General features: G+C 42.8%; 23 protein-coding genes and 1 tRNA gene. 17 read left to right on the forward strand and 7 right to left on the reverse strand.

What is annotated here, in order from left to right:
- Position 1: 1 nt before the first annotated feature.
- Positions 2–511, reverse strand: a complete 510-nt coding sequence (locus AC2A4J_RS15275; RefSeq protein WP_484176641.1) for a YchJ family protein — start codon at positions 509–511, stop codon at positions 2–4.
- Between the two features lie 79 nt (positions 512–590).
- Between AC2A4J_RS15275 and sbcB the strand changes: the two genes are divergently transcribed.
- The 4 genes from sbcB (at position 591) to pyrC (ending at position 6,337) form a co-directional block, all read left to right on the forward strand.
- A complete protein-coding gene (sbcB, locus tag AC2A4J_RS15280; protein WP_484176642.1) occupies positions 591–2,045 on the forward strand; it encodes an exodeoxyribonuclease I in 1,455 nt (484 codons plus the stop codon).
- 9 nt (positions 2,046–2,054) lie between these two features.
- Complete coding sequence (locus AC2A4J_RS15285; RefSeq protein WP_255824813.1) at positions 2,055–3,092, forward strand: AI-2E family transporter; 1,038 nt, start codon at positions 2,055–2,057, stop codon at positions 3,090–3,092.
- A 174-nt stretch (positions 3,093–3,266) separates the two neighbouring features.
- A complete protein-coding gene (locus tag AC2A4J_RS15290; RefSeq protein ID WP_255824811.1) occupies positions 3,267–5,156 on the forward strand; it encodes a DEAD/DEAH box helicase in 1,890 nt (629 codons plus the stop codon).
- A 149-nt stretch (positions 5,157–5,305) separates the two neighbouring features.
- Complete coding sequence (gene pyrC / locus AC2A4J_RS15295) at positions 5,306–6,337, forward strand: dihydroorotase (protein ID WP_255824809.1); 1,032 nt, start codon at positions 5,306–5,308, stop codon at positions 6,335–6,337.
- A 154-nt stretch (positions 6,338–6,491) separates the two neighbouring features.
- On the opposite strand, the gene AC2A4J_RS15300 is transcribed toward pyrC, so the two are convergent.
- A tRNA-Leu gene (locus AC2A4J_RS15300) sits at positions 6,492–6,576 on the reverse strand.
- A gap of 184 nt (positions 6,577–6,760) precedes the next feature.
- Between AC2A4J_RS15300 and AC2A4J_RS15305 the strand changes: the two genes are divergently transcribed.
- From AC2A4J_RS15305 to AC2A4J_RS15325, 5 genes are all read left to right on the forward strand, one after another.
- Positions 6,761–7,492 (forward strand): DUF599 domain-containing protein, encoded by a 732-nt coding sequence (locus AC2A4J_RS15305; protein ID WP_255824807.1) that lies wholly within the window; start codon positions 6,761–6,763, stop codon positions 7,490–7,492.
- Positions 7,482–8,192 (forward strand): O-methyltransferase, encoded by a 711-nt coding sequence (locus AC2A4J_RS15310; protein WP_255824805.1) that lies wholly within the window; start codon positions 7,482–7,484, stop codon positions 8,190–8,192. Before AC2A4J_RS15305 ends, AC2A4J_RS15310 begins: the two co-directional genes overlap by 11 nt.
- A gap of 206 nt (positions 8,193–8,398) precedes the next feature.
- Positions 8,399–10,327, forward strand: coding sequence for a molecular chaperone HtpG (gene htpG, locus AC2A4J_RS15315; protein ID WP_255824803.1), 1,929 nt, complete (start codon positions 8,399–8,401; stop codon positions 10,325–10,327).
- Positions 10,328–10,501: 174 nt separating this feature from the next.
- Entirely contained in the window at positions 10,502–11,341 is an 840-nt protein-coding gene (locus AC2A4J_RS15320) for a DNA ligase (RefSeq protein WP_255824801.1), read from the forward strand.
- Positions 11,342–11,364: 23 nt separating this feature from the next.
- Positions 11,365–12,057: an alpha/beta fold hydrolase gene (locus tag AC2A4J_RS15325; RefSeq protein WP_484176643.1), complete on the forward strand. Its 693-nt coding sequence runs from the start codon at positions 11,365–11,367 to the stop codon at positions 12,055–12,057.
- Between the two features lie 13 nt (positions 12,058–12,070).
- Here AC2A4J_RS15325 and AC2A4J_RS15330 read toward each other — a convergent pair whose 3' ends face one another.
- The 3 genes from AC2A4J_RS15330 to AC2A4J_RS15340 form a co-directional block, all read right to left on the reverse strand.
- Positions 12,071–12,385: an ArsR/SmtB family transcription factor gene (locus AC2A4J_RS15330; protein WP_484176668.1), complete on the reverse strand. Its 315-nt coding sequence runs from the start codon at positions 12,383–12,385 to the stop codon at positions 12,071–12,073.
- A 178-nt stretch (positions 12,386–12,563) separates the two neighbouring features.
- Entirely contained in the window at positions 12,564–13,379 is an 816-nt protein-coding gene (gene xthA / locus AC2A4J_RS15335) for an exodeoxyribonuclease III (RefSeq protein WP_484176669.1), read from the reverse strand.
- A 139-nt stretch (positions 13,380–13,518) separates the two neighbouring features.
- Positions 13,519–14,169, reverse strand: a complete 651-nt coding sequence (locus AC2A4J_RS15340) for a hypothetical protein (protein WP_484176644.1) — start codon at positions 14,167–14,169, stop codon at positions 13,519–13,521.
- 226 nt (positions 14,170–14,395) lie between these two features.
- Between AC2A4J_RS15340 and gorA the strand changes: the two genes are divergently transcribed.
- From gorA to AC2A4J_RS15355, 3 genes are all read left to right on the forward strand, one after another.
- A complete protein-coding gene (gene gorA, locus AC2A4J_RS15345; RefSeq protein WP_484176645.1) occupies positions 14,396–15,769 on the forward strand; it encodes a glutathione-disulfide reductase in 1,374 nt (457 codons plus the stop codon).
- Between the two features lie 193 nt (positions 15,770–15,962).
- Positions 15,963–17,435 carry an aminoacyl-histidine dipeptidase gene (locus AC2A4J_RS15350; protein WP_484176646.1) on the forward strand — a complete coding sequence of 491 codons (1,473 nt, stop codon included), beginning with the start codon at positions 15,963–15,965 and terminating at the stop codon, positions 17,433–17,435.
- A gap of 407 nt (positions 17,436–17,842) precedes the next feature.
- The gene (locus AC2A4J_RS15355; protein WP_205114861.1) at positions 17,843–18,163 is read left to right on the forward strand and encodes a cupin domain-containing protein; all 321 of its coding nucleotides are present in this window, start codon (positions 17,843–17,845) and stop codon (positions 18,161–18,163) included.
- Between the two features lie 773 nt (positions 18,164–18,936).
- Here the strand turns inward: AC2A4J_RS15355 and AC2A4J_RS15360 are convergent.
- Complete coding sequence (locus AC2A4J_RS15360; RefSeq protein WP_484176647.1) at positions 18,937–19,569, reverse strand: hypothetical protein; 633 nt, start codon at positions 19,567–19,569, stop codon at positions 18,937–18,939.
- 334 nt (positions 19,570–19,903) lie between these two features.
- Between AC2A4J_RS15360 and AC2A4J_RS15365 the strand changes: the two genes are divergently transcribed.
- The 5 genes from AC2A4J_RS15365 (at position 19,904) to AC2A4J_RS15385 (ending at position 22,611) form a co-directional block, all read left to right on the forward strand.
- Positions 19,904–20,422: a hypothetical protein gene (locus AC2A4J_RS15365; protein ID WP_484176648.1), complete on the forward strand. Its 519-nt coding sequence runs from the start codon at positions 19,904–19,906 to the stop codon at positions 20,420–20,422.
- Between the two features lie 87 nt (positions 20,423–20,509).
- Positions 20,510–20,965, forward strand: a complete 456-nt coding sequence (locus AC2A4J_RS15370) for a hypothetical protein (RefSeq protein WP_484176649.1) — start codon at positions 20,510–20,512, stop codon at positions 20,963–20,965.
- A gap of 89 nt (positions 20,966–21,054) precedes the next feature.
- The gene (locus tag AC2A4J_RS15375) at positions 21,055–21,441 is read left to right on the forward strand and encodes a tautomerase family protein (protein WP_255824783.1); all 387 of its coding nucleotides are present in this window, start codon (positions 21,055–21,057) and stop codon (positions 21,439–21,441) included.
- Between the two features lie 86 nt (positions 21,442–21,527).
- Positions 21,528–21,896: a hypothetical protein gene (locus tag AC2A4J_RS15380; RefSeq protein WP_484176650.1), complete on the forward strand. Its 369-nt coding sequence runs from the start codon at positions 21,528–21,530 to the stop codon at positions 21,894–21,896.
- A 139-nt stretch (positions 21,897–22,035) separates the two neighbouring features.
- Positions 22,036–22,611 (forward strand): YdeI/OmpD-associated family protein, encoded by a 576-nt coding sequence (locus tag AC2A4J_RS15385; protein ID WP_484176651.1) that lies wholly within the window; start codon positions 22,036–22,038, stop codon positions 22,609–22,611.
- Between the two features lie 134 nt (positions 22,612–22,745).
- On the opposite strand, the gene AC2A4J_RS15390 is transcribed toward AC2A4J_RS15385, so the two are convergent.
- Positions 22,746–22,922 carry a DUF1328 domain-containing protein gene (locus tag AC2A4J_RS15390; protein WP_113917703.1) on the reverse strand — a complete coding sequence of 59 codons (177 nt, stop codon included), beginning with the start codon at positions 22,920–22,922 and terminating at the stop codon, positions 22,746–22,748.
- Positions 22,923–23,140: the final 218 nt, after the last annotated feature.

Raw genomic sequence — 23,140 nt, forward strand, 5'->3', positions numbered from 1 at the left:
ATTAAGCTACAGCGCAGCATTTCTTGAATTTTTTACCAGACCCACACAAACATGGGTCATTTCTGCCTATTTTCATCGCGTCAGAGTTAACCAATGGGGTGTTTTTCTCAACATCGTGCTCGCCAGAGATATAAAACCATTGGCCTTTCACTTTCTTAAATATAGAGCGTTCGCTCAAACGGCCAATGTGTTTGCCTTCTTTGAAGTGTGCAGAGAAGGCAACAACGCCTGTTTTGTCTTTCTCTAAGCCATCTTCTGTGGCGTTGATTTCGAGCTTTATCCATTTGGTATGTTCATTACTGTCTTGGATATCAGCGGTGTTTTGATAAGGCTCGTCTTTTAATTTTTGCGTGGCAGCAATGTATTCAAATTCACCGATAGCAAAAGCGGTATAACGTGAACGCATTAGTGTTTCTGCAGTAGGGGCGGTGCCAGGATTGTTGTGATACATGCCACAACACATCTCATATGGGCTTCCGGTTCCGCATGGACAAATTACTGGGACTGGCATAGATATACTCCTCTCATCGCCAAATACACGCCAAGGTGCGTATAATACCTTTTTATTTAACGGCTTACAGGAATTATTTGTGACTTCATCGGGCCCCACTTCATTTTTTTGGTTTGATTTTGAGACAACCGGAACGGACCCAGCGCGAGATCGTCCCATGCAGTTTGCGGGGATTAGAACCGATCTTGATTTTAACCCCATTGGCGAGCCTATCATGTTTTACTGCCGCCTAGCGGAAGATGTGCTTCCTCAACCAGAAGCGTGTTTGCTGACAGGAATTAGCCCTCAAGATGCGAATAGAGAAGGCTTGTGTGAAGCTGAATTTATGCAAGCAGTAGAAGCTGAGCTTTCGCAACCTGGTACTTGCGCTCTGGGATACAATACCATTCGTTTTGATGACGAAGTGGTTCGTTATGGCTTTTATCGTAACTTTATTGACCCTTATGCCAGAGAGTGGCAGAACAATTGTTCTCGCTGGGACATGATTGATCTAGTGCGCATGACATACGCAATGCGTCCAGAAGGAATTGTTTGGCCGAAGAACGAAGAGGGTCAAGTTTCAATGAAGCTGGAAGCGCTCACAAAGGCAAACGACATTGCTCACGAGCAAGCTCATGATGCGCTATCTGATGTATATGGAACCATTGAAATTGCTAAGCTGATTCGCGATAAGCAGCCTAAATTGTTCGCTTATTATTTTAAAATGCGCCAAAAACATGAGCTACAGCAGTTTATTGATATCGCACGATTAAAGCCTTTTCTGCATATCTCGGGCATGTTTGGGCAGGCGAAAAACTACGCGGCTTTTGTTGTGCCCATTGCACCGCATCCAACCAATAAAAATGGCGTGATTGTATATGACCTTATGGCAAATGCTCAGCCTCTGATTGATTTAAGTGTGGAAGAGATTCGTCATCGAGTCTTTACTCGTCAAGATGAGCTTGGCGATCTAGAAAGATTGCCTTTAAAGGTAATTCATTATAATAAGTCTCCTGCGGTTGCGCCTGCGACTTTTTTGAAAGATGCTGATGTCGTCAAACGACTCCAGTTGGATGGTTCAATGTGCCGTCATAATCTTGCCATCATCAAAGGGCATGCTGGTTTAGCGGCTAAGCTAAGCGATGTCTTCATTCAGGAAGATCGACCAATACATAAAGACCCAGATGTTATGTTGTATTCTGGAGGCTTTTTCTCAAGAGAAGATAAGGTCAGAATGGAAAAGATTCGTTCTACTCCGGCTGATCAGTTATCAGAGCTGGCCATGTCGTTTGATGATCGTCGTTTACCTGAAATGTTAATGCGTTATATTGGGCGGAATTACCCCGATCAACTAACGGAACAGCAGCAATTCGAATGGGAAGAATATAGGCAGGTTCGTTTGCTTGAAAAAGACGGTGGAGGCTCTATCAACATGGAGCAGTATTTTGAACGGTTAAATCACATCGCTCAAACCCCTGACTTGCCACCAGCAAAACAAATTATGCTTCAGGACTTGGCAGATTATGCGCAAAGTATTTATCCAATCCCTTTGTAAGGAATTAATATGAGTGAACAGCATAAGGGCATCCATTGGTTAGTGGGTTTTGCCGCCTTTGTGATCATCATCGCCGCGCTAAAAGAAGCCTCTCAAATAGTGGTGCCTTTTATGCTGGCTGTTTTTATTGCCATCATTTGTGCCCCAGCGATGTCCAGTCTGCGGCGCCGAAACTTACCAACTTGGCTTTCAATCTTGGTGGTTGTTTTCGTTATATTAGTAGGAATCAGTTCTATTGCGGTATTGGTTGGCGCCTCGTTGGATAATTTTTCCAATGAGTTACCGACATACAAAAAACGCTTTGGCGAAGAGGTCTCCAATTTAATACAAGTGATTAATCAATTGGGGCTGCACATATCTTATGATCAAGTGAAAGGTTATGTGGATCCTTCCGCATTAATGCAAATGGTAGCGAATGCGTTGAGAGGGCTTGGAAGTGCACTGACTAACCTGGTTTTAGTGGTGATGATTGTTATCTTCATTTTATTTGAAGCAGTTGAGTTGCCTAAAAAGCTGTCTTTAGCCTTTAGCGATACCTCAAAATCGATGGGTAAGTTTGATTCCTTTATTCAATCGGTCAATCGTTACTTGGTGATAAAAACCTTACTTAGTATGTTAACGGGTGTCTTAATCACTTTTTTCATGTGGGTGTTGGGTGTTGATTTTCCTATTTTATGGGGCGTATGTGCGTTTCTTTTAAATTTCGTGCCGAATATTGGCTCTATTATCGCGGCGGTTCCGGCGGTTTTGCTCGCGTTTGTTCAGCTTGGTAGTTTATCGGCTGGCTTGGTTGCCGGTGTGTTTTTAATTGTGAATTTGATCGTTGGTAATGTGATTGAACCACGCTATATGGGCCGCGGACTCGGGCTTTCTACCTTAGTGGTATTTTTATCTTTACTGCTTTGGGGGTGGGTGTTTGGTCCTGTTGGTATGCTACTTTCGATTCCTTTGACCATCATTATGAAGTTGGCTTTTGAGGCAAACCCGAAAATGCACTGGTTGGCTGTGATGATTGACTCCAAAGTGGACAGCGATACAAAGGACTAATAAATAATTGGCGTCGCAAGGACGCCAATCTTATTTTCAATCTGGCCTAGCTTATTTTCGTTTTATTGTATATACTTCGCCATCAGTTTTTCCTCCGAGAATTTCTAGAGAATTTCATTAAGGCATGTAAATGATTACAGGCCTTATCCTCACCAAAAAAAGGTACTAATTTACATGTCTGATGCTGATACTCAGCCTACATTTGATTCGTTGGGTCTAATCGCCCCTGTTCTTAAAGCGGTTGCTGACTTAGGTTACGAGCAACCATCTGCTATCCAAGCGCAAAGTATTCCATATCTATTAGAAGGTCGTGACCTTTTGGGGCAAGCGCAGACGGGTACTGGTAAGACAGCGGCGTTCGCGCTTCCGTTACTGTCTCGCATTGATGTTACAGATAAAACGACACAATTACTTGTACTGGCTCCAACTCGTGAACTTGCTATTCAGGTTTCTGAAGCATTTCAAAGTTACGCTCGTAACCTTCCAGATTTTCATGTTTTGCCAATTTACGGCGGCATGTCATACGACACACAACTTCGTCAGCTAAAGCGTGGCGTTCAGGTTGTTGTTGGTACGCCTGGTCGTGTTATGGACCACATTCGCCGTAAAACATTGAAACTAGATGGCCTTAAAGCCCTAGTTCTTGATGAAGCGGATGAGATGTTACGCATGGGATTCATCGACGATGTCGAATGGATTCTTGAGCAAACACCACCAACTCGTCAAATCGCTTTGTTCTCTGCGACTATGCCTCCAGTGATTCGTCAAGTGGCTAACCGTCATTTGAACAATCCTAAAGAAGTTAAAATTGTTACAAAAACTTCTACGGCGATGACGATTACTCAAAAATACTGGCCAGTGAGCGGTCTGCATAAGCTAGACGCTTTGACTCGTATTCTTGAAATGAACGAACACGATGGCATGATCATCTTTGTTCGTACAAAAGCGGCTACCGTCGAATTGGCTGAGAAGCTAACGGCTCGTGGTCACGCTTGTGAAGCCTTAAATGGTGACATTAGCCAGAATTTGCGTGAACGTACGGTTGATCGTATCAAGAAAGGTCAAATTGACATTCTTGTAGCGACTGACGTTGTTGCGCGTGGTTTGGACGTAGAGCGTGTAAGTCACGTTGTTAACTATGACATTCCATACGACACTGAATCTTATGTTCACCGTATCGGTCGTACTGGTCGTGCTGGTCGTTCAGGTACAGCGATTTTATTCGTTGCTCACCGTGAGCGTCGTATGTTGCAAGCCATTGAGCGTGCGACTCGTCAGCCAATCGAAAGTATGACATTGCCAACGGCTTCAGATATTAATGCGCATCGCGTTAATCGTTTCAAGCAGAGCATTACTGATGCGATGGATAACGAAAACCTTGATTTCTTCCTTGAGCTTGTTCAAAGCTACCAGAAAGAAAACGAAGTTGATCCACTAAAAATGGCGGCCGCTTTGGCTCATATGGCTCAAGGCAAAACGCCTTTGTTGTTGTCTGAGATGGAAGTTCGTCAAGAGCGCAGAGAGCGTCGTGAAGATCGTGGCGATCGTCCAGATCGTGGTGATCGTGGAGACCGAGCTCCTCGTGAACGTAAAGTTCGCCCGGTGACAGCTGAAGCTATGCCGCTGAAAGACGATCCTGATACCTCTATGACACGTTATGTTGTTCAAGTTGGTTACAGTGATGGTGTTAAGCCAGGCAATATCGTTGGTGCGATTGCTAACGAAGCTGATATTGAAAGCCGCTACATTGGCCATATCGAAATTTATGAAGATTTCGCGACAGTGGATCTACCTTCAAACCTAAGCTCTGATGCACTAGGTAAATTAGGTAAGACTCGTATCTGTGGTCAACGTACTGACATTGCTAAGCTAGACAATGCAGAAGAGTTAAATAAGCGTGCAGCAGCACCTTCAACTCGTAAGCGTCCAGCTGGTGGCGGTGATCGTCGTCCATCTAATGGTGGTGAGCGTCGTCGTCCAAGTGGTGGTTCTGGTGGCGGTCGTGATCGTGATGCAAATCGCGGTGGTGAGCGTCGTCCAAGAGCACCGCGCAAAAACGCGTAATACGTTTTGCTTGTAGTTACTTTTAAAAACCGAATCTAGCAATAGATTCGGTTTTTTTATGTATAAATGTTGGCTACTGTCGATTAACCACTTCTGTTAACATTATTTTATTATTCCCCTTTCTAAAACGTTGCATAAAAAGGCCGCTAATGAACGAAATTACTATTATTAAGCCAGATGATTGGCACTTACATTTTCGTGATCAAGACATGTTACTTGAAACGGTGCCAGCTACCGCGCGTTGTTTTGAGCGCGCTGTGGTCATGCCAAATTTAGTGCCGCCGGTTACGACGGCAGAGTTAGCGTTAAGCTATAAAGAGCGTATTTTAGCGGCTCGTCCTGCAGGTAGTACTTTTACGCCTATCATGACCATCTATCTAACGGATAAAACCAGCGTTCAAGATATTCAAGATGCGAAAAAAGCGGGTGTATTAGCGGCTAAAATGTATCCAGCTGGTGCGACAACGAACTCTGATTCCGGTGTAAATTCTCTAGAGTCATTGTATCCAGTGTTTGAAGCCTTGGCAGAAAACGATATGTTATTGCTGATCCATGGTGAAGTGACGCAAAAGCATATTGATATTTTTGATCGTGAAAAAGAATTTATCGATCAGCATATGGTAAACATCGTAGAGCGCGTGCCGAATTTAAAAGTAGTGTTTGAGCACATCACTACGAAAGATGCCGCGGATTTTGTTTTGGCTGCCCGTGAAGGTGTGGCTGCGACTATTACGCCTCAGCACTTATTGTTGAATCGAAATGACATGCTTGATGGCGGTATGCGTCCACATAACTATTGTTTGCCTGTACTTAAGCGCAGTACGCATCAACAGGCGTTGCGTGACGTTGTTAAATCTGGATCGCCTAAGTTTTTCCTAGGGACGGATTCAGCACCACATGCTAAGCATCGCAAAGAATCTGATTGTGGTTGTGCGGGCTGTTACAGCGCTTGGTCTGCTCTTGAGCTGTACGCACAGGTATTTGATGAGCTGGGTGCGCTTGATAAGTTAGAAGGCTTTGCTAGCATCTACGGTGCTGATTTTTATGGTTTGCCACGTAATACAGAAACCGTGACCTTGGTGCGCGAGTCTTGGGAGGTGCCAAGCAGTATCACTTTGCCAAGCGGTGAACCAATCGTGCCTTTCTTCGCCGGTAAACAAGTGTCTTGGAAATTGAAATAAAGAGGCCTAGTTTAAGACTGAGTCGCTTCATAAAGCCGAATTCTTTTATGGGTTCGGTTTTTTTATGGCAAAAAATTTTGATTGCATAAAGGCGATTTAAAAAAGTGTACGGGATAATAATTTTGTGAGTGTAGCTGGGAGAAGATAAATAAGATGGTGCGGATGGAGAGACTCGAACTCTCACGCCGTGAAGCACTGGAACCTAAATCCAGCGTGTCTACCAATTCCACCACATCCGCATGTCGTGTTGACGTGCGAGATCTTACCGATATTTTCTGGCGATGCAAGTGTTTTTTCAATGAAGTGTTTAGATTTATTTTCTTGGCGCGGCTTGCAGAATTTTCTATGAGGAAACTAGGACATACAAAGTGAAAAGTGGTCTAATATTACCATCCTAGAATGTTCCTACAGTAGAGTTAAAATATGGAAAAGCACTCGGTGTCATTACTGTTAAATCCTCTTGATATCGCGACATTTTTTGTCTTTTTTGCATGTTGGTGGGGTTATGCTTTTTATGCCCAGTATAATTCGAAACGTCGTTCATGTTTGGTTAGTGTATTACATCAGTTTCGGCTGGCTTGGATGTCGCGCTTGCTTAGGCGAGATAATCGCATTGCCGACGCATCCGTCATGGCAAATTTAGAAAGAAGCAGTTTGTTTTTTGCTTCCAGTAGTTTGTTGATTATTGCGGGCCTTTTCACAGCGTTTAATTACTCTGAAAAAGCGCTGGGTATTTTGTCGGACTTTTACCTTTTGTCTCCGATGAGTCAGCAAGAATGGGAATTAAAGATCATCGTATTGGTGGCAATTTTTTCTTATGCATTTTTTACCTTCACGTGGTCTGTTAGACAATATAACTTTTGTTCTGTCCTTGTAGGTAGTGCGCCGCTTGCAACAGAACGTGGTATTGAAGACAGTGAGCGAGAGCTATATGCCATGTATATGGCGCAAATTTGTAGCTTAGCTGCGAACCAATTTAACTATGGGTTACGTGCATTCTATTTTGCGATGGCCTTTTGTGGTTGGTTCCTTGGCCCTTATTTCTGTATGGCGGCGAGCGTCATGGTCGTTGCAGTGCTTTACCGTCGTGAATTTCGATCTAAAACATTCAAAACATTGAGCCGCGGACTCGTTATGAAATCTCATGCTTCCTAATTTCCCCAAACCTTTACCGGAAGACGATAAGCCTGTTAATCGTACTGTGAAAGTTGATGATAGGCTTTACCAGTACTTAGTCGATGTTTCCGTACGTGAAGATGACTTATTAAGAACTTTGCGCCGTGAGACGGCTCAGTATCATATGGCGCGTATGCAGTTGTCGCCAGAAGTGGGTCAGTTATTGGCCTTGTTGGTTAAACTGCAGGCACCAAAAAAGCTTCTCGAAATTGGTGTTTTTACGGGTTACAGCACCTTGTCGATGGCGATGGCAATGCCAAAAGAATCAAGGCTCATTGCGATCGAAAAGAAGCAAATGTGGCTAGATATTGCGACTCGCTATTTAGACCAAGCGGGCGTTAAGGATCGTGTAACGACTTATTGCGATAAAGCCTTGCCCGTCATGGAGTCTTTTTTAGAAGCTGAGCGTGAAACGTTCGACTTTATCTTTATTGATGCGGATAAACAAAACCTCTTAGCTTATTATCTTTTGGCCAAGCAATTATTACGCCCAGGTGGCTGCTTGTTGATTGATAATACCTTGTGGTGGGGGAACGTCGCGGATGAAGCCTTTACCGATAAAGACACTAGAATAGTGCGTGAGTTAAATAAAACCATTCACGAAGATACGGAAGTTGAGCTATCGCTCATTCCCATAGGTGATGGTTTAACCCTAGTTCGAAAAGTAACTAAAGCCTGATCGTAAATTGATCAGGCGTCTTCGCTATTTCTTCCTGAATACCTTTAGCTTGTTTATATCCATAAACTTATTGTGACTTTTTTACTTCTTTTAGTGAGTTAGCCTCTTGAAATTGCTCCAAGAGCCTTTATCTATGAGGCACAAGTGAAACGAAATACGCCTTTGGCTTTGTCCGAAGGTTCATTCAAATAGGAGCAAGTTACAACATGGCAACTGATACTCAAAAAGAAACGTTAGGGTTTCAAACGGAAGTTAAACAACTACTTCATTTGATGATCCACTCTTTGTACTCCAACAAAGAGATCTTTCTACGAGAGCTTATTTCGAACGCATCCGATGCGGTAGATAAGCTTCGCTTTGAGTCTGTCGCTAACGCAGACCTTCTAGCAGAAGACCCAAACCTACGTGTTCGTATTGAATTTGATAAAGAGACGAATACGGTTGTTATCGATGATAACGGCGTAGGTATGTCTCGTGAAGAGGCGATTGCCAATCTTGGTACGATTGCAAAATCCGGTACGTCTTCTTTCCTAGAGCAATTGAGCGGCGACCAGAAAAAAGACAGCCAACTTATTGGTCAGTTTGGTGTGGGCTTTTATTCAGCCTTCATCGTTGCTGATAAAGTAACAGTTGAAACTCGCCGTGCCGGTGTTGCAGCGGATGATGCTGTACGTTGGGTATCTGATGGTTCTGGTGAATTTACTATCGAGAACATCGAAAAAGACACTCGCGGTACTCGCATCATTCTTCATCTTAAAGCAGATGAAAACGAGTTCGCAGATAACCATCGTCTTCGTCACTTGGTTACTAAATACTCTGACCATATTTCTATCCCTGTTGAAATGGAAAAGCCGGTTTATCCAGAAATGGACGAAGAGGGCAATCCTAAGCCAGTGGAAGAAAACAAAGCGCCAGAATATGAAGCAGTTAACTCTGCAAAAGCACTTTGGACTCGTCCTCGCAACGAAGTAACTGATGAAGAATACCAAGAATTCTACAAGCACATTTCTCACGATTACCAAGAGCCTTTGAAGTGGTCTCACAACAAAGTTGAAGGTAAGTTGGAATACTCAAGCTTGTTGTACATTCCATCCAAAGCACCTTACGATCTTTGGAATCGCGACATGCAACGCGGCCTGAAATTATACGTTCAGCGCGTATTTATCATGGATGAAGCAGAAGCATTTCTACCTCCTTACATGCGTTTTGTGAAAGGTGTAGTGGACTCAAATGATTTGTCATTGAACGTATCTCGTGAAATTTTGCAAAACGACCATGCGGTTGATTCTATGCGTTCAGCGTTGACTAAACGTGTATTGGACATGTTAGGCAAAATGGCGAAGAACGAGCCAGAAGATTACCAAAAATTCTGGGACGAGTTCGGTAGCGTTATCAAAGAAGGCCCTGCAGATGACATGGGCAATAAAGATAAAATTGCTGGTTTGTTGCGTTTCAGCTCTACAAACACGGATGCCCCAGCGCAAACTGTGTCTTTAGCTGAGTACATCGAACGCATGAGTGAAGGTCAGGATAAGATCTACTACATTTATGCTGAGAGCCACAATACTGCGAAAAACAGCCCGCACTTAGAAATTTTGCGTAAGAAAGGTTTCGAAGTCTTGTTGTTGAGTGATCGTATTGATGAATGGATGATGTCGTCTCTGCAAGAGTTTGAAGGTAAGCAATTCCAAGATGTCACTAAAGGCAAACTGGATCTAGCGGATTCTGAAAACGAAGAAGAGAAAAAAGAAAAAGAAGAAAAGGCTGAACAAATCAAGCCGCTTCTTGATCGCATGAAGTCTGTTCTTGAGTCTAAAGTCACAGCGGTTAACAGCACAGACCGTCTGACTAACTCACCAGCTTGCCTAGTTGTTGGTGAGTATGACATGGGTCTACAAATGCGCCGCTTGCTTGAGCAGGCAGGTCAGCAGCTGCCAGAGTCTAAGCCTAGCCTTGAGGTGAACCCAGATCACCCTATCGTGGCAAAAATGGACGCTGAAACGGACGAAGAACGTTTTGCAGATATGGCGTGGTTGTTGTTTGAACAAGCTACTTTGTCTGAAGGTGGTCAGTTGGAAGATCCAGCAACTTTCGTTAGCCGCATGAACAAACTAATCGTGCAGCTTAGCAAATAATTAAATGACGCTATATTGTAAGTAGGTCAGTAAAAGCCCATATTTGGTGACAAGTATGGGCTTTTTTGTAGCTTATCGTAGAGTAGAAGCGCTTACGGTTTGATTCCAGAAACAAAATCGTTTAGCGTAAACAGGTGCTATGGAAAGGCACTTTTAATATCAAAGGAGTGAATCATGTCTAAACTAAAATGTTTGGCCGTCTGGCTATTCTTATCCCCCTTATTTCTTTTTGCACAGCCTGATGTGCAGCTTGCCACCGTGTTTCCTGAAGGTGCTCATGTAGAAGAGTATCTTGTTAGTGAGAAATACGATGGAATTCGTGCTATTTGGACGGGAGAAAAGCTCATCACGCGGCAGGGGAATCCTATTTTTGCCCCTAAATGGTTTACCGATACGCTGCCAAATGTTTGGTTGGATGGGGAGCTATGGTCTAAGCATAATGATTTTCAGTTTATTATGTCGACGGTTAGAAAACAGACTCCGGTCAACAGTGAGTGGCGTAAGATATATTATATGGTGTTTGATGCACCCGACAGAGAAAGAAATATGACGTTTGAAGAAAGATACAAACGTTATATGCGCCTTCTTACTATCTTGGATTTGCCACATGTAAAGCCAGTTGAGCAGTTCTCTGTGAGCAGTAATGAGGCGCTGCATAGCATTTTGACTGCCTATGTGGAGAAAGGCGCAGAGGGTCTTATGCTGCACCGTAGGCTTGCACGTTTTTCGAATGGCCGATCAGATAACTTACTAAAGCTAAAACCCTACATGGAAGCAGATGCTAAGGTCATAGATATCTTAAATGGCACAGGAAAATATGATGGCATGATGGGGTCCGTTCTGGTGGAAATGCCATCTGGCTTACGTTTTAAAATTGGCAGTGGCTTTTCGGACAATGAACGCAGCACACCTCCCAATATTGGTGACTATGTTATTTATAAATATCACGGTTTCACTGAGCGTGGTATTCCACGGTTTGCTAGCTTCGTACGTTTACGCAATACTCAGTTTTAATTTTTAGATTCAGAGGCCATGTTTTGTTAACAAAAGTGTACTGCTTGCCCGGCACTATGTGTGATGAGCGTCTTTGGGAGCTTACCCAGCAAGAGTTGGGAGGATCGCTCAGCTTGCAGCATGTTGCCATTCCAATGAAAGATACCATTGAATCGATCGTTGATGCTTTGGCAGTCGTCTTGCCTGCTGAGCCAATGAATCTACTTGGTTTTTCAATGGGTGGGTATTTGGCTTGCGCCTTTGCCGTAAAATATCCTGAGCGCGTCAAGCGACTGATGGTCTTATCTAATACAGCAAGTGGTTTGCTAGACACAGAACGCCAACAGCGTGAGGTCGCACTTAACTGGGTGACAAAGCAGGGCTATAACGGCATACCAAAGAAAAAGGCCATCGCTATGCTAGGGCCGTCGAATAAAGACAGAGCTGACCTGCTTGATGTTATTGTTGCAATGGATAGAGCGTTGGGGGAAGTGGTCTTCATTCAACAATTGAAGAGTAGTTTAGTTCGTCCAGATCTTTTATTAATGCTTAAAAAAGCAGGCCTTTCCCTGTGTTTCGTGGTGGGAGAAGAGGATGCGTTATTGTCGAAAGCGGTGTTAGAAGATATGCAAAACGTCAAGCAATTGAAGGTTAAAACGCTCAATGATTGCGGACACATGTTGCCTTTGGAGCAACCAACTTTACTCGCTGACTTGGTGAAAGATTTTTACCTGTAAAGACCTTTCGGTTTTAACGTGATTGGCAAAATAAACCGTGTAGCGTTTTGATCAATTCTTTTACTCTTGTATCGCCAATACTATAAAAAATAGTTTGAGACTCACGACGAGTGCTAACGAGTCCGTCTTTTCTTAATACCGCTAGATGTTGAGAAAGAGCGGATTGACTTAAAGGTAGCTTTTCGTTCAAGGCTGTCACAGACAATTCTTGATCTAGGATATGGCATAAAATCATCAGGCGGTTTTCGTTGCTCAGCGCTTTTAAGAAAACAGCGGCTTGGGTTGATTGCTGAAGCATGTCTTCCATTGTTGGTGTTTCGTTGGTCATCATTTTTTCTCGTTTCTATGCGGCAAATTACACGCTAAGCTTTATGTTTTAAATAAAACCATCCACATTGTCTGTGGATAAGACTGGGACTATTGGTGTTTAGTAGTGGTTCTTATCAAGTAAGACGGTCATTATATGATTTTGTATGAAAATTGCACAATGACCGTCTTGATCCGTTCTATTTTTCTAGATTAAAGCTAGTCCAAATGGGAGCGTGGTCTGAAGGCTTTTCTAAGGCGCGCAAATCATAATCCACGTCGGAGTCTTCTAAGTAGGGTGTTAGGCCATTTGACGACATAATGACATCGATTCTTAAACCGCGCTTAGGTGTATCATCAAAGCCCTTTGAACGATAGTCAAACCAGCTGAAGCGATCATTCTTAGTTGGGTTAAGCTGGCGATAAGTATCAGTTAAGCCCCAGTTTGACAATGTTTTAAACCATTCTCTTTCTTCTGGTAAAAAGCTGCATTTGCCGGTTCTTAACCAGCGCTTTGCATTTGGCTCGCCAATACCGATGTCCAGATCCGTTGGGGAAATATTAATATCACCCATCACAATGATCTTTTCATCAGGCGAGTGCGCAGCAAGGTATTCCATTAAGTCCGCATAAAATTTCCGTTTTGCGGGAAACTTAGTTTCATGGTCGCGGCTTTCACCTTGAGGGAAATAACCGTTCAATACTTTCACTGGGCCTTGCGGCGTATCAAAAGTCGCAATGATCATGCGACGTTGTGCCTCTTCATCATCACCTGGAAAGCCGTACTCTACTTTAGTCGCTTCTTGTTTGCTGAAGATTGCCACACCGTAGTGTGATTTTTGACCGTAATAATAAGCGTGATAGCCAACAGACTGAGGGATTTCGTGTGGGAAAGCGTCGTCGTGAACCTTAATTTCTTGTAAGCCAATGACATCTGGCGCGTGTTTCTCAACTAAGGCTTCGATTTGATGTGGGCGAGCACGCAAACCATTGATATTAAAAGAGACAAATTTCATGTGAATGATTCCATAGCGAATTTTCTTAATGATACCCAGTTGCGTAGAAGTCATAAAGGGATTTACCTATCCATTGCTATAGATTGTCTTGTCTCTTATGACGCTGAGCCGATGATCCGTTGATGACGACACTGATAATTTAAAAAAATGCGACCATGATTCCCTTTATAAGAAAGCTTCCAGGAATGGCGCTTAGCGTGGTGTAGGCAAAAAGGAAACGTTGTTCTGGGTTTATTTTTCTGATTAGAGCGAGTAAAAACAATATGGCAAATAAGCCTAAACTTAATGCCATGCCATAGAGGAATGAACCGCAAAAGTGTGGCAGAGCGGCAAAGGCAAAGGCAGAAATATGGATGTGTGTTAACTCTAAACTTTCTTTGTTGCTTCGGAAAATAGTCAGGAGACAAAGAAGAGCTGTGAGCCCGTATAAAGCAATCACATAAGTTGGCCACTCATAACTCAGTGGATTATTTAAATGAAAACTCGAAAAGCTGAAGTCCGAAAGGAATGCCCATGCTGTTTTAATGGCGATACTAACGCCAAAGGCACCGACAGAGAAAAAGAAAAAAGCAACCACAGCACCGCCAGCAGTCGGACCTGCCTTGTACCCCTCAATAATTAAGAGCAGCACACTTAACGCCGCACTTAATGGTAGCCAAAGCCAATAATCGTCACTAAAGAGCGGGATAAATGGTAACGCCATTATAATGAAGAATGACTTACCATCGTCTTTTTGAAAAAAGTAAAACGCCATGATGGCGATGTAAACTAGGATAATGAAATCGGGCATGTAACTTCCTTGTAGTATGATCTTTTGCTGAGATTTGTTGGTAAGGTTATCGTTTGTTTAATGGTACCGTAGTAGCCTTTAACGATACATTTTTTATGTTCATTATGTGTATCTAAAGAGAAATGAATATCTACAGTATCGCTATTTTTGGTTCTGCCTTCTTCTCAGAGGGTAGGGCTGTTAAACTGCTCTCATATTACATCATGAATGATTTTGGAGACTAAGAATGTCTTATCAGTACGATTTATTTGTTATTGGCGCCGGTTCTGGTGGTGTGCGTGCTAGCCGTGTTGCGGCATCCAAAGGCTATAAAGTGGCGGTTGCCGAAGGCAGTGCTTTAGGTGGAACTTGTGTGAACATTGGCTGTGTACCGAAAAAATTATTTGTTTATGGTTCAGAATACGGTCATGGCTTTGATGAAGCGGCTGGCTTTGGTTGGTCTCATAAAGGTTTAGAGTTTAACTGGTCTGTTTTACGTGATAACAAAACCAAAGAAATTCAGCGTCTAAACGGCATTTATGGGAATTTGCTTGGTAATGCTGGTGTTGAACTTATTACGGGTTATGCGAGCTTTGTCGATGAACACACCGTCATGGTGGATGGTAAAACTTACACCGCAGAGCGAATTCTGATTGCCGTTGGTGCTAAGCCATTTATTCCTGAATTCCAAGGCAGTGATTTGGTGGTTAGCTCTAACGAAATGTTTTTCTTGGAAGAGCTACCTAAAAAAGCCCTTGTTGTGGGCGGTGGTTACATTGCGGTTGAATTTGCTGGCATCTTGAATGGTTTGGGTGTTGAAACCAGCCTTGCTTATCGCGGTGATCAACTACTTCGTGGTTTTGATGAAGACGTTCGTGGGTTTGCCAGCGAAGAGTACGCAAAGTCTGGTATCGATGTTCGCTTGAATACGGATGTTGAAAGTATTGAACTTACTGATGCTGCCAACCCAAATGGTGCTCGTACCGTGCATTTCAAAGACGGCCATACAGAAGAGTTCGGTTTGATTCTATATGCAACGGGTCGTGTGCCGAATGTTGAATCTTTAGCACTTGATAAAGCGGGTATTAAAACTGGCAAAAATGGTGCCGTGATCATTGATAATAACTTCACCACCTCAGCGAAAAGTGTATTTGCCCTTGGGGATGTGACAGACAATATTCAGCTAACTCCAGTAGCGATTAAAGAAGCCATGGCGTTGATCGCTTATTGGTTTGAAGGCAAAGAAGTCAATTTTGATTACGACAACATTCCAACGGCTGTCTTCAGCCAGCCAGCGATTGGCACTGTTGGTTTAACCGAGCAAGAAGCAGAAAAGCGGGGCCTAGACTTCCGTGTTTATCAAACCGACTTCCGTCCAATGAAACACACGTTAAGTGGTGGTACTTCACGTTCCCTCATGAAGTTATTAGTGAATAATGCCGACGACAAAGTGATTGGTGCCCACATGGTAGGCGATTACTCAGGCGAGATTATCCAAGGCTTGGGTATTGCTATTAAAGCAGGCGCTACCAAAGCGGACTTTGATGACACTGTGGGTGTTCACCCAACCAGTGCTGAAGAATTTGTTACTTTCTCGGCGGGTTCGCTTAAGAAAAAATAAACTCAGCATTGCTTGCAGAGTAAGTAAATGAAAAGAGACGCCTTGGTAAATTTTATCAGGCGTCTTTTTTATAAGCGTCTATTTCACATACGTTTTCTCTATCGGCATAGTCTTAATTTCGATTGCCACGATAGGTTGTCTTCTTTAGTGTTGCTAGCACTAGTAACACGCACTTTAAAGATAAGAGATTACGATGAACGAAGTACTCACGACGTTACAACCAACAGCCATTTGGCGACATTTCCAAACACTATGTAATACTCCTCGACCTTCTTTCCACGAAGCCGAACTAAGAGAACACCTAATCAAATGGGCGACTGAGTTAGGTCATGAAACCTATGTGGACCCAGTTGGGAACCTATTAATTCGCAAAGCCGCTACCAAAGGCATGGAAGACAGAGAAACCGTTGTCTTACAAGGTCACCTAGACATGGTGGCGCAGAAAAACGCCGACATTGATCACGACTTCACCAAAGACCCCATTGTCACGCAAGTGATCGATGGTTGGGTTCATGCAACAGGAACCACACTTGGTGCCGATAATGGCATAGGCGTCGCGGCCGCTATGGCTGTTTTAGAATCCACTGACTTAGCCCATGGGCCAATCGAAGCCTTGTTTACCATCGAAGAAGAAACCAGCTTACGTGGCGCATTACAGCTAGAAGAGGGGGTTTTAAAAGGAAAAATTCTGCTGAACTTAGATTCTGAAGACCGAGGCGATGTCTACATCGGCTGTGCTGGTGGCATGGATATTAACGTTGAAAAAGAATATTCCGCTATTGCAGTAGACAGTAACAAAAAAGCCTTCAAAATTACTGTCTCAGGTTTGCGCGGTGGGCATTCAGGCCTGGATATTCATAAAGGCCGTGCCAGCGCCAACGTACTGATTGTTCGTTTGTTGAATCTACTTAAAGAACGTTGTGACTTTGGATTAAGCGCCTTTACGGGCGGCACACTTCGCAATGCGATTTCTCGTGACGCTGAAGCAATTATCAACGTAAACGACAAAGAGCAAGCGACGTTATTTGCTTTTATCGAAGAATTCGAACAAGCCACCAAAACAGAATTTAGCGCTACGGAAACGAATCTTACTGTGACATTAGAAACCGCTGAACTAGATTCGGAACTGAAAGAAACGGACAAAGACGCCTTGTTAAACGCTATGTACTGTGCACCTCATGGCGTCCATCGCATGAGTGCGGACCTAGACGGTGTAACAGAAACCTCCTGCAACTTTGGCGTGATCAACCTGCGTGACACAGCAGATGGCACAAAAGCCTTTGATGCCTGTTTGTTAGTGCGCTCTCTTGTGGATTTCGCCGTAGAGCACCTTGCTTATGTGGCAAAATCTGCCTTCTCTTTGATCCAAGCAGACGTCAAACTAGAAAACGGCTACCCAGGCTGGCGTCCAGATCCAAACGCAGGTTTGCTCAAGCACTTCTTAACGGTTCACACCGAGGTGATGGGTCACGAAGCGAATGTGAAAGTCATCCACGCCGGACTAGAATGCGGCATTATCGGCGCGAAGTACCCAGGCATGGAAATGGTCTCATTCGGCCCCAACATCCGTGGCGCCCATTCACCGACGGAACGCATGGAGATAGACTCCGTTGGGGATTTTTGGCTACTACTTGTTGCTCTATTGGAATCTGTTCCAAAAGTCTAAGTTTTTGGGTTTTTGTACATAACTCGAACCGAGTGACATTCTCTTCGAAACTATCGCCTACCTCAGGTGAATGTCACTCTCATCCTCGTTAATCAGAATCCCTATGCGCTTCTGGGTCGACTCTTTTTATTACCAAATAGACTGCTGACATTAAAAGCGCTTTTACAAAGGGTTTTGGCCCTGAGGTATCCAAATCCTTCCATTTATCAGCTCAAAGTAGCAGCATCTGAAAAACTAGGTTATGTGAAGTAATGCTATTTAATATAACTAAAAAGCAGGAACGATTTCGTTATTTGCTTTTTTTACGACTATAAATATAAATGAAACAGCTTTTCAAAAAATATTGAATAATGTTTTATCGCTGCTATAGTAGAGAAGTCTAAAACAATAATGCAAAGAGTTATCCTATGTTTGTTTACAATAATGAAGTCCCTCTGGAAGATCTTGGTGCGGGCGTTTCACGCAAAATCATGGCCTATTCAGATAACATCATGGCAGTAGAAGTGCATTTTGAAAAAGATGCCATCGGACCACTGCATAATCACCCACATGAACAGTTAACCTACGTACTGTCTGGTAAGTTTGAGTTCACCATAGGGGATGAAACCAAAACTGTAGGCCCTGGGGACACGCTTTATAAAGAGCCAAATGTTATGCATGGCTGTCGCTGTTTAGAGCCGGGCGTCTTGCTGGACAACTTCACTCCAGTACGAAAAGACTTTCTATAAACTGCTTTCTTGTTCAATCATATTAATAATGGCAACGTCATTGCCATGGCGTTTGCCAAAGGTTTTGCTTGCGCCTGTTTGGAATATGACTCTGCACACACAACTCGAATCGAGTGACATTCCCTTCGAAACTACCGCCTACCTCAGGTGAATGTCACTCTTATTCTCGTTAATCAGAGTCGTCATGTCGTACTGACTTCTTCTTAGCTAACCCTAGTTGCTTACGCCAATGCTGCGTAATATAAATCACCTTGATATTACTTTTTCTTGCGCTTGTTTCGCAGGCTCAACGCGTCAACGCAAAACCAAACCAAGGTGATTGGTTTATATAGGTTTTTACAAGTTATGCCTTTAGCCCGACGCTGAATTTAGCTTTCATACTTAGGCTTTTAATCCGTAGCCACCTTATCATCTCCCAAACAAACCACGGCAAATTTATAGAGTCTGAGCGGATATAGAGTTTATTTTCAAAATAACTGATTGTTGGCACGGTTTGCCTAAAAAATAATCACTGTATTGCTCGTTTGTACTGGCGGGGAGTCGGAAAGTCTTTTAGTATCAATGAGTAATAATATCGACCGCCGAAATAACGCGCTGTGGATAAATGAAATAACACGCATGCTCGTTTTTCCAGATCTCCCTTCTGTAGGTATCTGTATTAATGTCATTTAGGTCAGAGACTTACGGGTAAATAAAGAGAGTTGTGAAATTGTCTAAACACGCATGCGCACTATTAAGCTGTTAAGTGTGGCGCGAGTAGACGCATTTCGAATTTATTCTTCGCTGAACCTCTTTAATAGAGTATCACCTTGTTCTGAATTCAGAGTGACCATTGTCATTCTAAAATTAAAATTCGACTTGGTTGTATCTTTACAGCCCTTGGCCGTTAGAGGTGTTTTCAAGCGCACAAAATCATTTAGCTTTCGTACATACCACTCATCTTTGTTGCCGTTATGATCACGGATTTGTAGGTCTTTATTTGCTTTACCGTAACCTACAATGCCAACGCCGCTTTGATATAAAAATACGATGTCGCCTCCATTTAAATAAGCTATATTTTCCTTCCAGCCTTTATAAAAGGCGGATGCTTCGCCATTTTCCAGCATCGTGTAGTGATCTTCATGTGAGTTGTTGTAGTTCGTATTTAGAAGAAAATAGCGCGTTTCATCAGACGCTGGTTTCTGGTCTTGAGCACCTAGCTCTTCACCTTTTTGTTCGTTAAGCTGTAACTCCAGCTCAACTAGGCCCCCTTCGATAAAGGTTGTTATAAGGTCAGTGCGAGTTTTGTCTAATATTTGAGCCAGCTCTTCAAGCTGGTTTACGGTTGTTGTAGGCAGTCGAATTGACAATAATTGAGAATCCGAAGGGGTACTTATCATATTCTTAATGTGTGTAGCTAAAGACATACTGAGGCCCTGTATTTCATTTTGTATTACGGAGTGTGTATTTCAAAATGTAGTGCATGGCGCTTTGTATGTCAATATGTAATTCAAAATGTAATACATGGCTATTGGTACACTTAACAAGGCGCTGCTGTCGGATTGCTTTTCCGCTGCGCTCCAAAGCAACCGCAGAGCATAGCGTTTAGCTCTCTAGGATAACTATGAGTTTTTTAGAATCATCAATGAGTATCTATTTTAGGATACTAAAAGGCGTCCTATTCTTACTCTGGTAGTAACTATTGTTTACGCAATAGTTTTGGCGACTTTCATATATATCACTGAGCAAGAGAAGAATAAGGTGCCAGATGATAAGTTTCGGGAAATGGTTGTGTCAGAAATAGTAAAATCAATTGAGCCTGAGCAAGCTATTGATCTAGCTTCAGAGAGAGTTAAAGTAATCTTTAATTCATATAACCGTAAATCCAATGGGATGTTGACTGAGTATGGCCTTGTTGCTCTTCTCGAAGATGCATACGCATTAAATGTAAACAATCCTGAGTCAAAAGATAAGCTCATCACGCTGCTAAAGCTGCTGGAAAAGCAAAAAGAAAAAGATCCCTACTATGGCCTTAAGTTTGATCAAGAAGTTATCATAAAGAGTCTTGAGAAAGAGCTTTACAATAAGGTTGAGACCAATACAGATCCAGCATTTATAGAGCAAATTAAAGAGGTCGTTAGGCGACAAAATAATGAAATAGAAGAGTTGAAGAAGAATAACTCACTTGGTATACCTGTTGGTATTGCTGGGCTTATAGCTACAATACTGTTTGGATTGTTCAGCCTTGTTTATCCACTCTTAAGTCGTAACAAGAGCTAACAAGCGCATGTTGACGGACTGGTTTTCCGCTGCGCTCCAAACCAGCCGCAAATGCGGGCGTTGTGCGCGGCGTTAGGTATCTTACGGATGAATCGAAAATTTGTAGCATTATTAATCATTGCAAGTATCGGCGGAGGCTTCATGGGAGTTTCTATTGTACTTGCAGAGTTGTTAAAAGTTTCCTATTTCACGCTTGGACATTTTTTGGTTTTTGGATCTGCGTTAACCCTGTTTGGCTACTTTATTTATGCAGGTTTGGTTTTCGCCTCAGACAATGAAAATAATAAACACCTTAGAATTACCTTTTTACTCCAAATACCTTGGGTGTCCTCACCAATATTGGTTTATAAAATTGCTGCTGGTTTCTCTTTATCAGGTCTATTTCATGAGGGTGGTTTTGATTTTCTATACAACATGGGTAGTGACTTTAATATTGGTATCTTTAATGGTCAATCGTGGGGGCTGGGTTTAAATGTTGCTGCGGTTGGATTATATTATTTAGCGTCTCACCAAGTAGCAACGGTACCTAACAATAACGCGTAACAGTTGGCTACGTTTCGCTTCGTTACACAATTTTAGCTAACAATTACTTTACCTGTTATTTGGGTGTTACACCTCTTAAAGGAATTATCATGATCGTTGTATATGGAATAAAAGAAAAACTAAACCCAATAAAGTCAAAGTTGTCGGATGTCATTCACGGTTGCATGCAATCAGTCCTTGGTATGCCGGAGGATAAACGTGCCCATCGGTTCGTACCTTTAGAGCGCGATGACTTCTATTATCCGGGAGGTAGAAGTGATGCTTACACTGTGATCGAAATAAATATGATGGCAGGGCGTAAGCCGGAAACTCAGAAGGATCTTATAAAGGCTCTATTTATAGAAATTGAAAGTCAGCTCGGAGTCGCGCCGGTTGATGTCGAAATCACAATCAAGGAACAGCAACCCTATCAGTGGGGGTTCAGAGGTATTACGGGTGATGAGGCCAATGATCTTAAATACAAAGTCAATGTGTAACAAGACCATTAAATTCGTTCCCTGCGGCCGCCAAACACAGGAAAGTTGTTGACGTTCGGCACAAAAATCACAGGAATGAGTAATCAATGACCCACATGCTGACAATTATCCTTCAACTTGCCTCATGGGCTTGTACTGGATTAGCTTGGACTAATGGCGCTATTCTTTTGTGGGATGGCTTTGCTAATGCAGAGTCTCGGGTCATAACTTTCGCGGTCGCACTGCTTTTTTGTGTAATCGGTGGTATTGCTTTTGGGGTGGAAAGAAGTTTGAGTCAAATTTACCTGTGTTCCGACAAAATTTCCGGAGGACTTGTGAAATCAAAACCTTCCCGTGCTTGGACAATACTCTACGTGTGTCTTATTTTCGGAGTACTTCTTACGGGTGTAGTAATGGGAGCTGGTTTAGTCGCGATCATCGGAAGGTTGCAAAATGGATTGCATATCTTCGGATGAGCACTAATGCAGATGTACTCGTTGCCCGAAATAGTCCAACAAGGAAAATGCCGAGCGAATCGCTACTGTCGGACAAATTTTCCGTTATACTTAAAATTTACCGCAGTGCGCGGCGTTATTCCTAACTGAGTCTATTGTGATGCCTGAACCAAATCCCTTAAAAATCATTTCATTTGAAACACCGGGCGATCTCGATGAGTGGCTTAGAGTGAATCACGCTATTGAAAGTGAGTTGTGGGTAAAGATATTTAAGAAAAACTCTGGGATTCAAAGTGTTTCTTGGAATAATGTTGTGGTAGAGGTTTTATGTTGGGGCTGGATTGATGGTGTGAAAAAATCACTTGATGATCAATCCTATCTTCAACGAATAACACCACGATCAGCACGAAGTATTTGGTCTAAAAGAAACACGGAGCATGTTGAGCGTTTGATAAGCGAAGGCCGAATGAAGGAGTCTGGATTTGTGCATGTGCGAGCAGCGAAAGCTGACGGTCGTTGGGAAAACGCCTATGTAGTGAGTCAAATGGAAGTGCCTGCAGACTTTTTAGCGGCACTGGAAGGTCAGCCGAGGGTAAAACTCTTTTTTGATACGCTTAATAAATCGAGTCGTGATGTGATCGCTTACGGCTTAACGAGTGCGAAGAAACCTGAAACTAGGCAGCGGCGATTTGAAAAGTTCTTAGACATGCTTATCAGAGAAGAAAAACCGACTTAGTCTCTATGACATTAAAAAGATCTTAGTGAGGCGCTCAAACTCTTCTAATTGGTAACGGGTGAGGTAAGTAATAGAAAAAGGGCGCATGCCCCTTTTCTATAAATTGAATAAAAATAAGTGTCTGCGAGCCAATGTTAAAGCTTAGGCCCTTTGCCTCTGATTGCTCTGGATACAAGTGAAATCACCAATAATACTACGAAAATAAAGAAGATGATTTTTGCAATTCCCGCCGCGGCACCAGCAATACCTGTAAAGCCTAGCACCCCTGCAATAAGGGCGATGATTAACAATAATACAGTCCAGCCTAACATTTCGTTCTCCTTGTCTTAGTAAATGATACTTATCGAAAGTTGACGATATTTTCAAAGCTCATAACTCATAATCAACGGTTAAAAACATAGCAAGCTTGGAGTTATAAAGCCAACCAACTGGTCAGGATTGGATCAATAAGTCACAAAGTTGATACTTTGCTAACATAATCGAGTTAAGTGATTGGCTTTAAGGGGGCAGAGAGTTGCATAAAATACTT

It is taken from the genome of Marinomonas sp. ATLA20 (assembly GCF_057180105.1).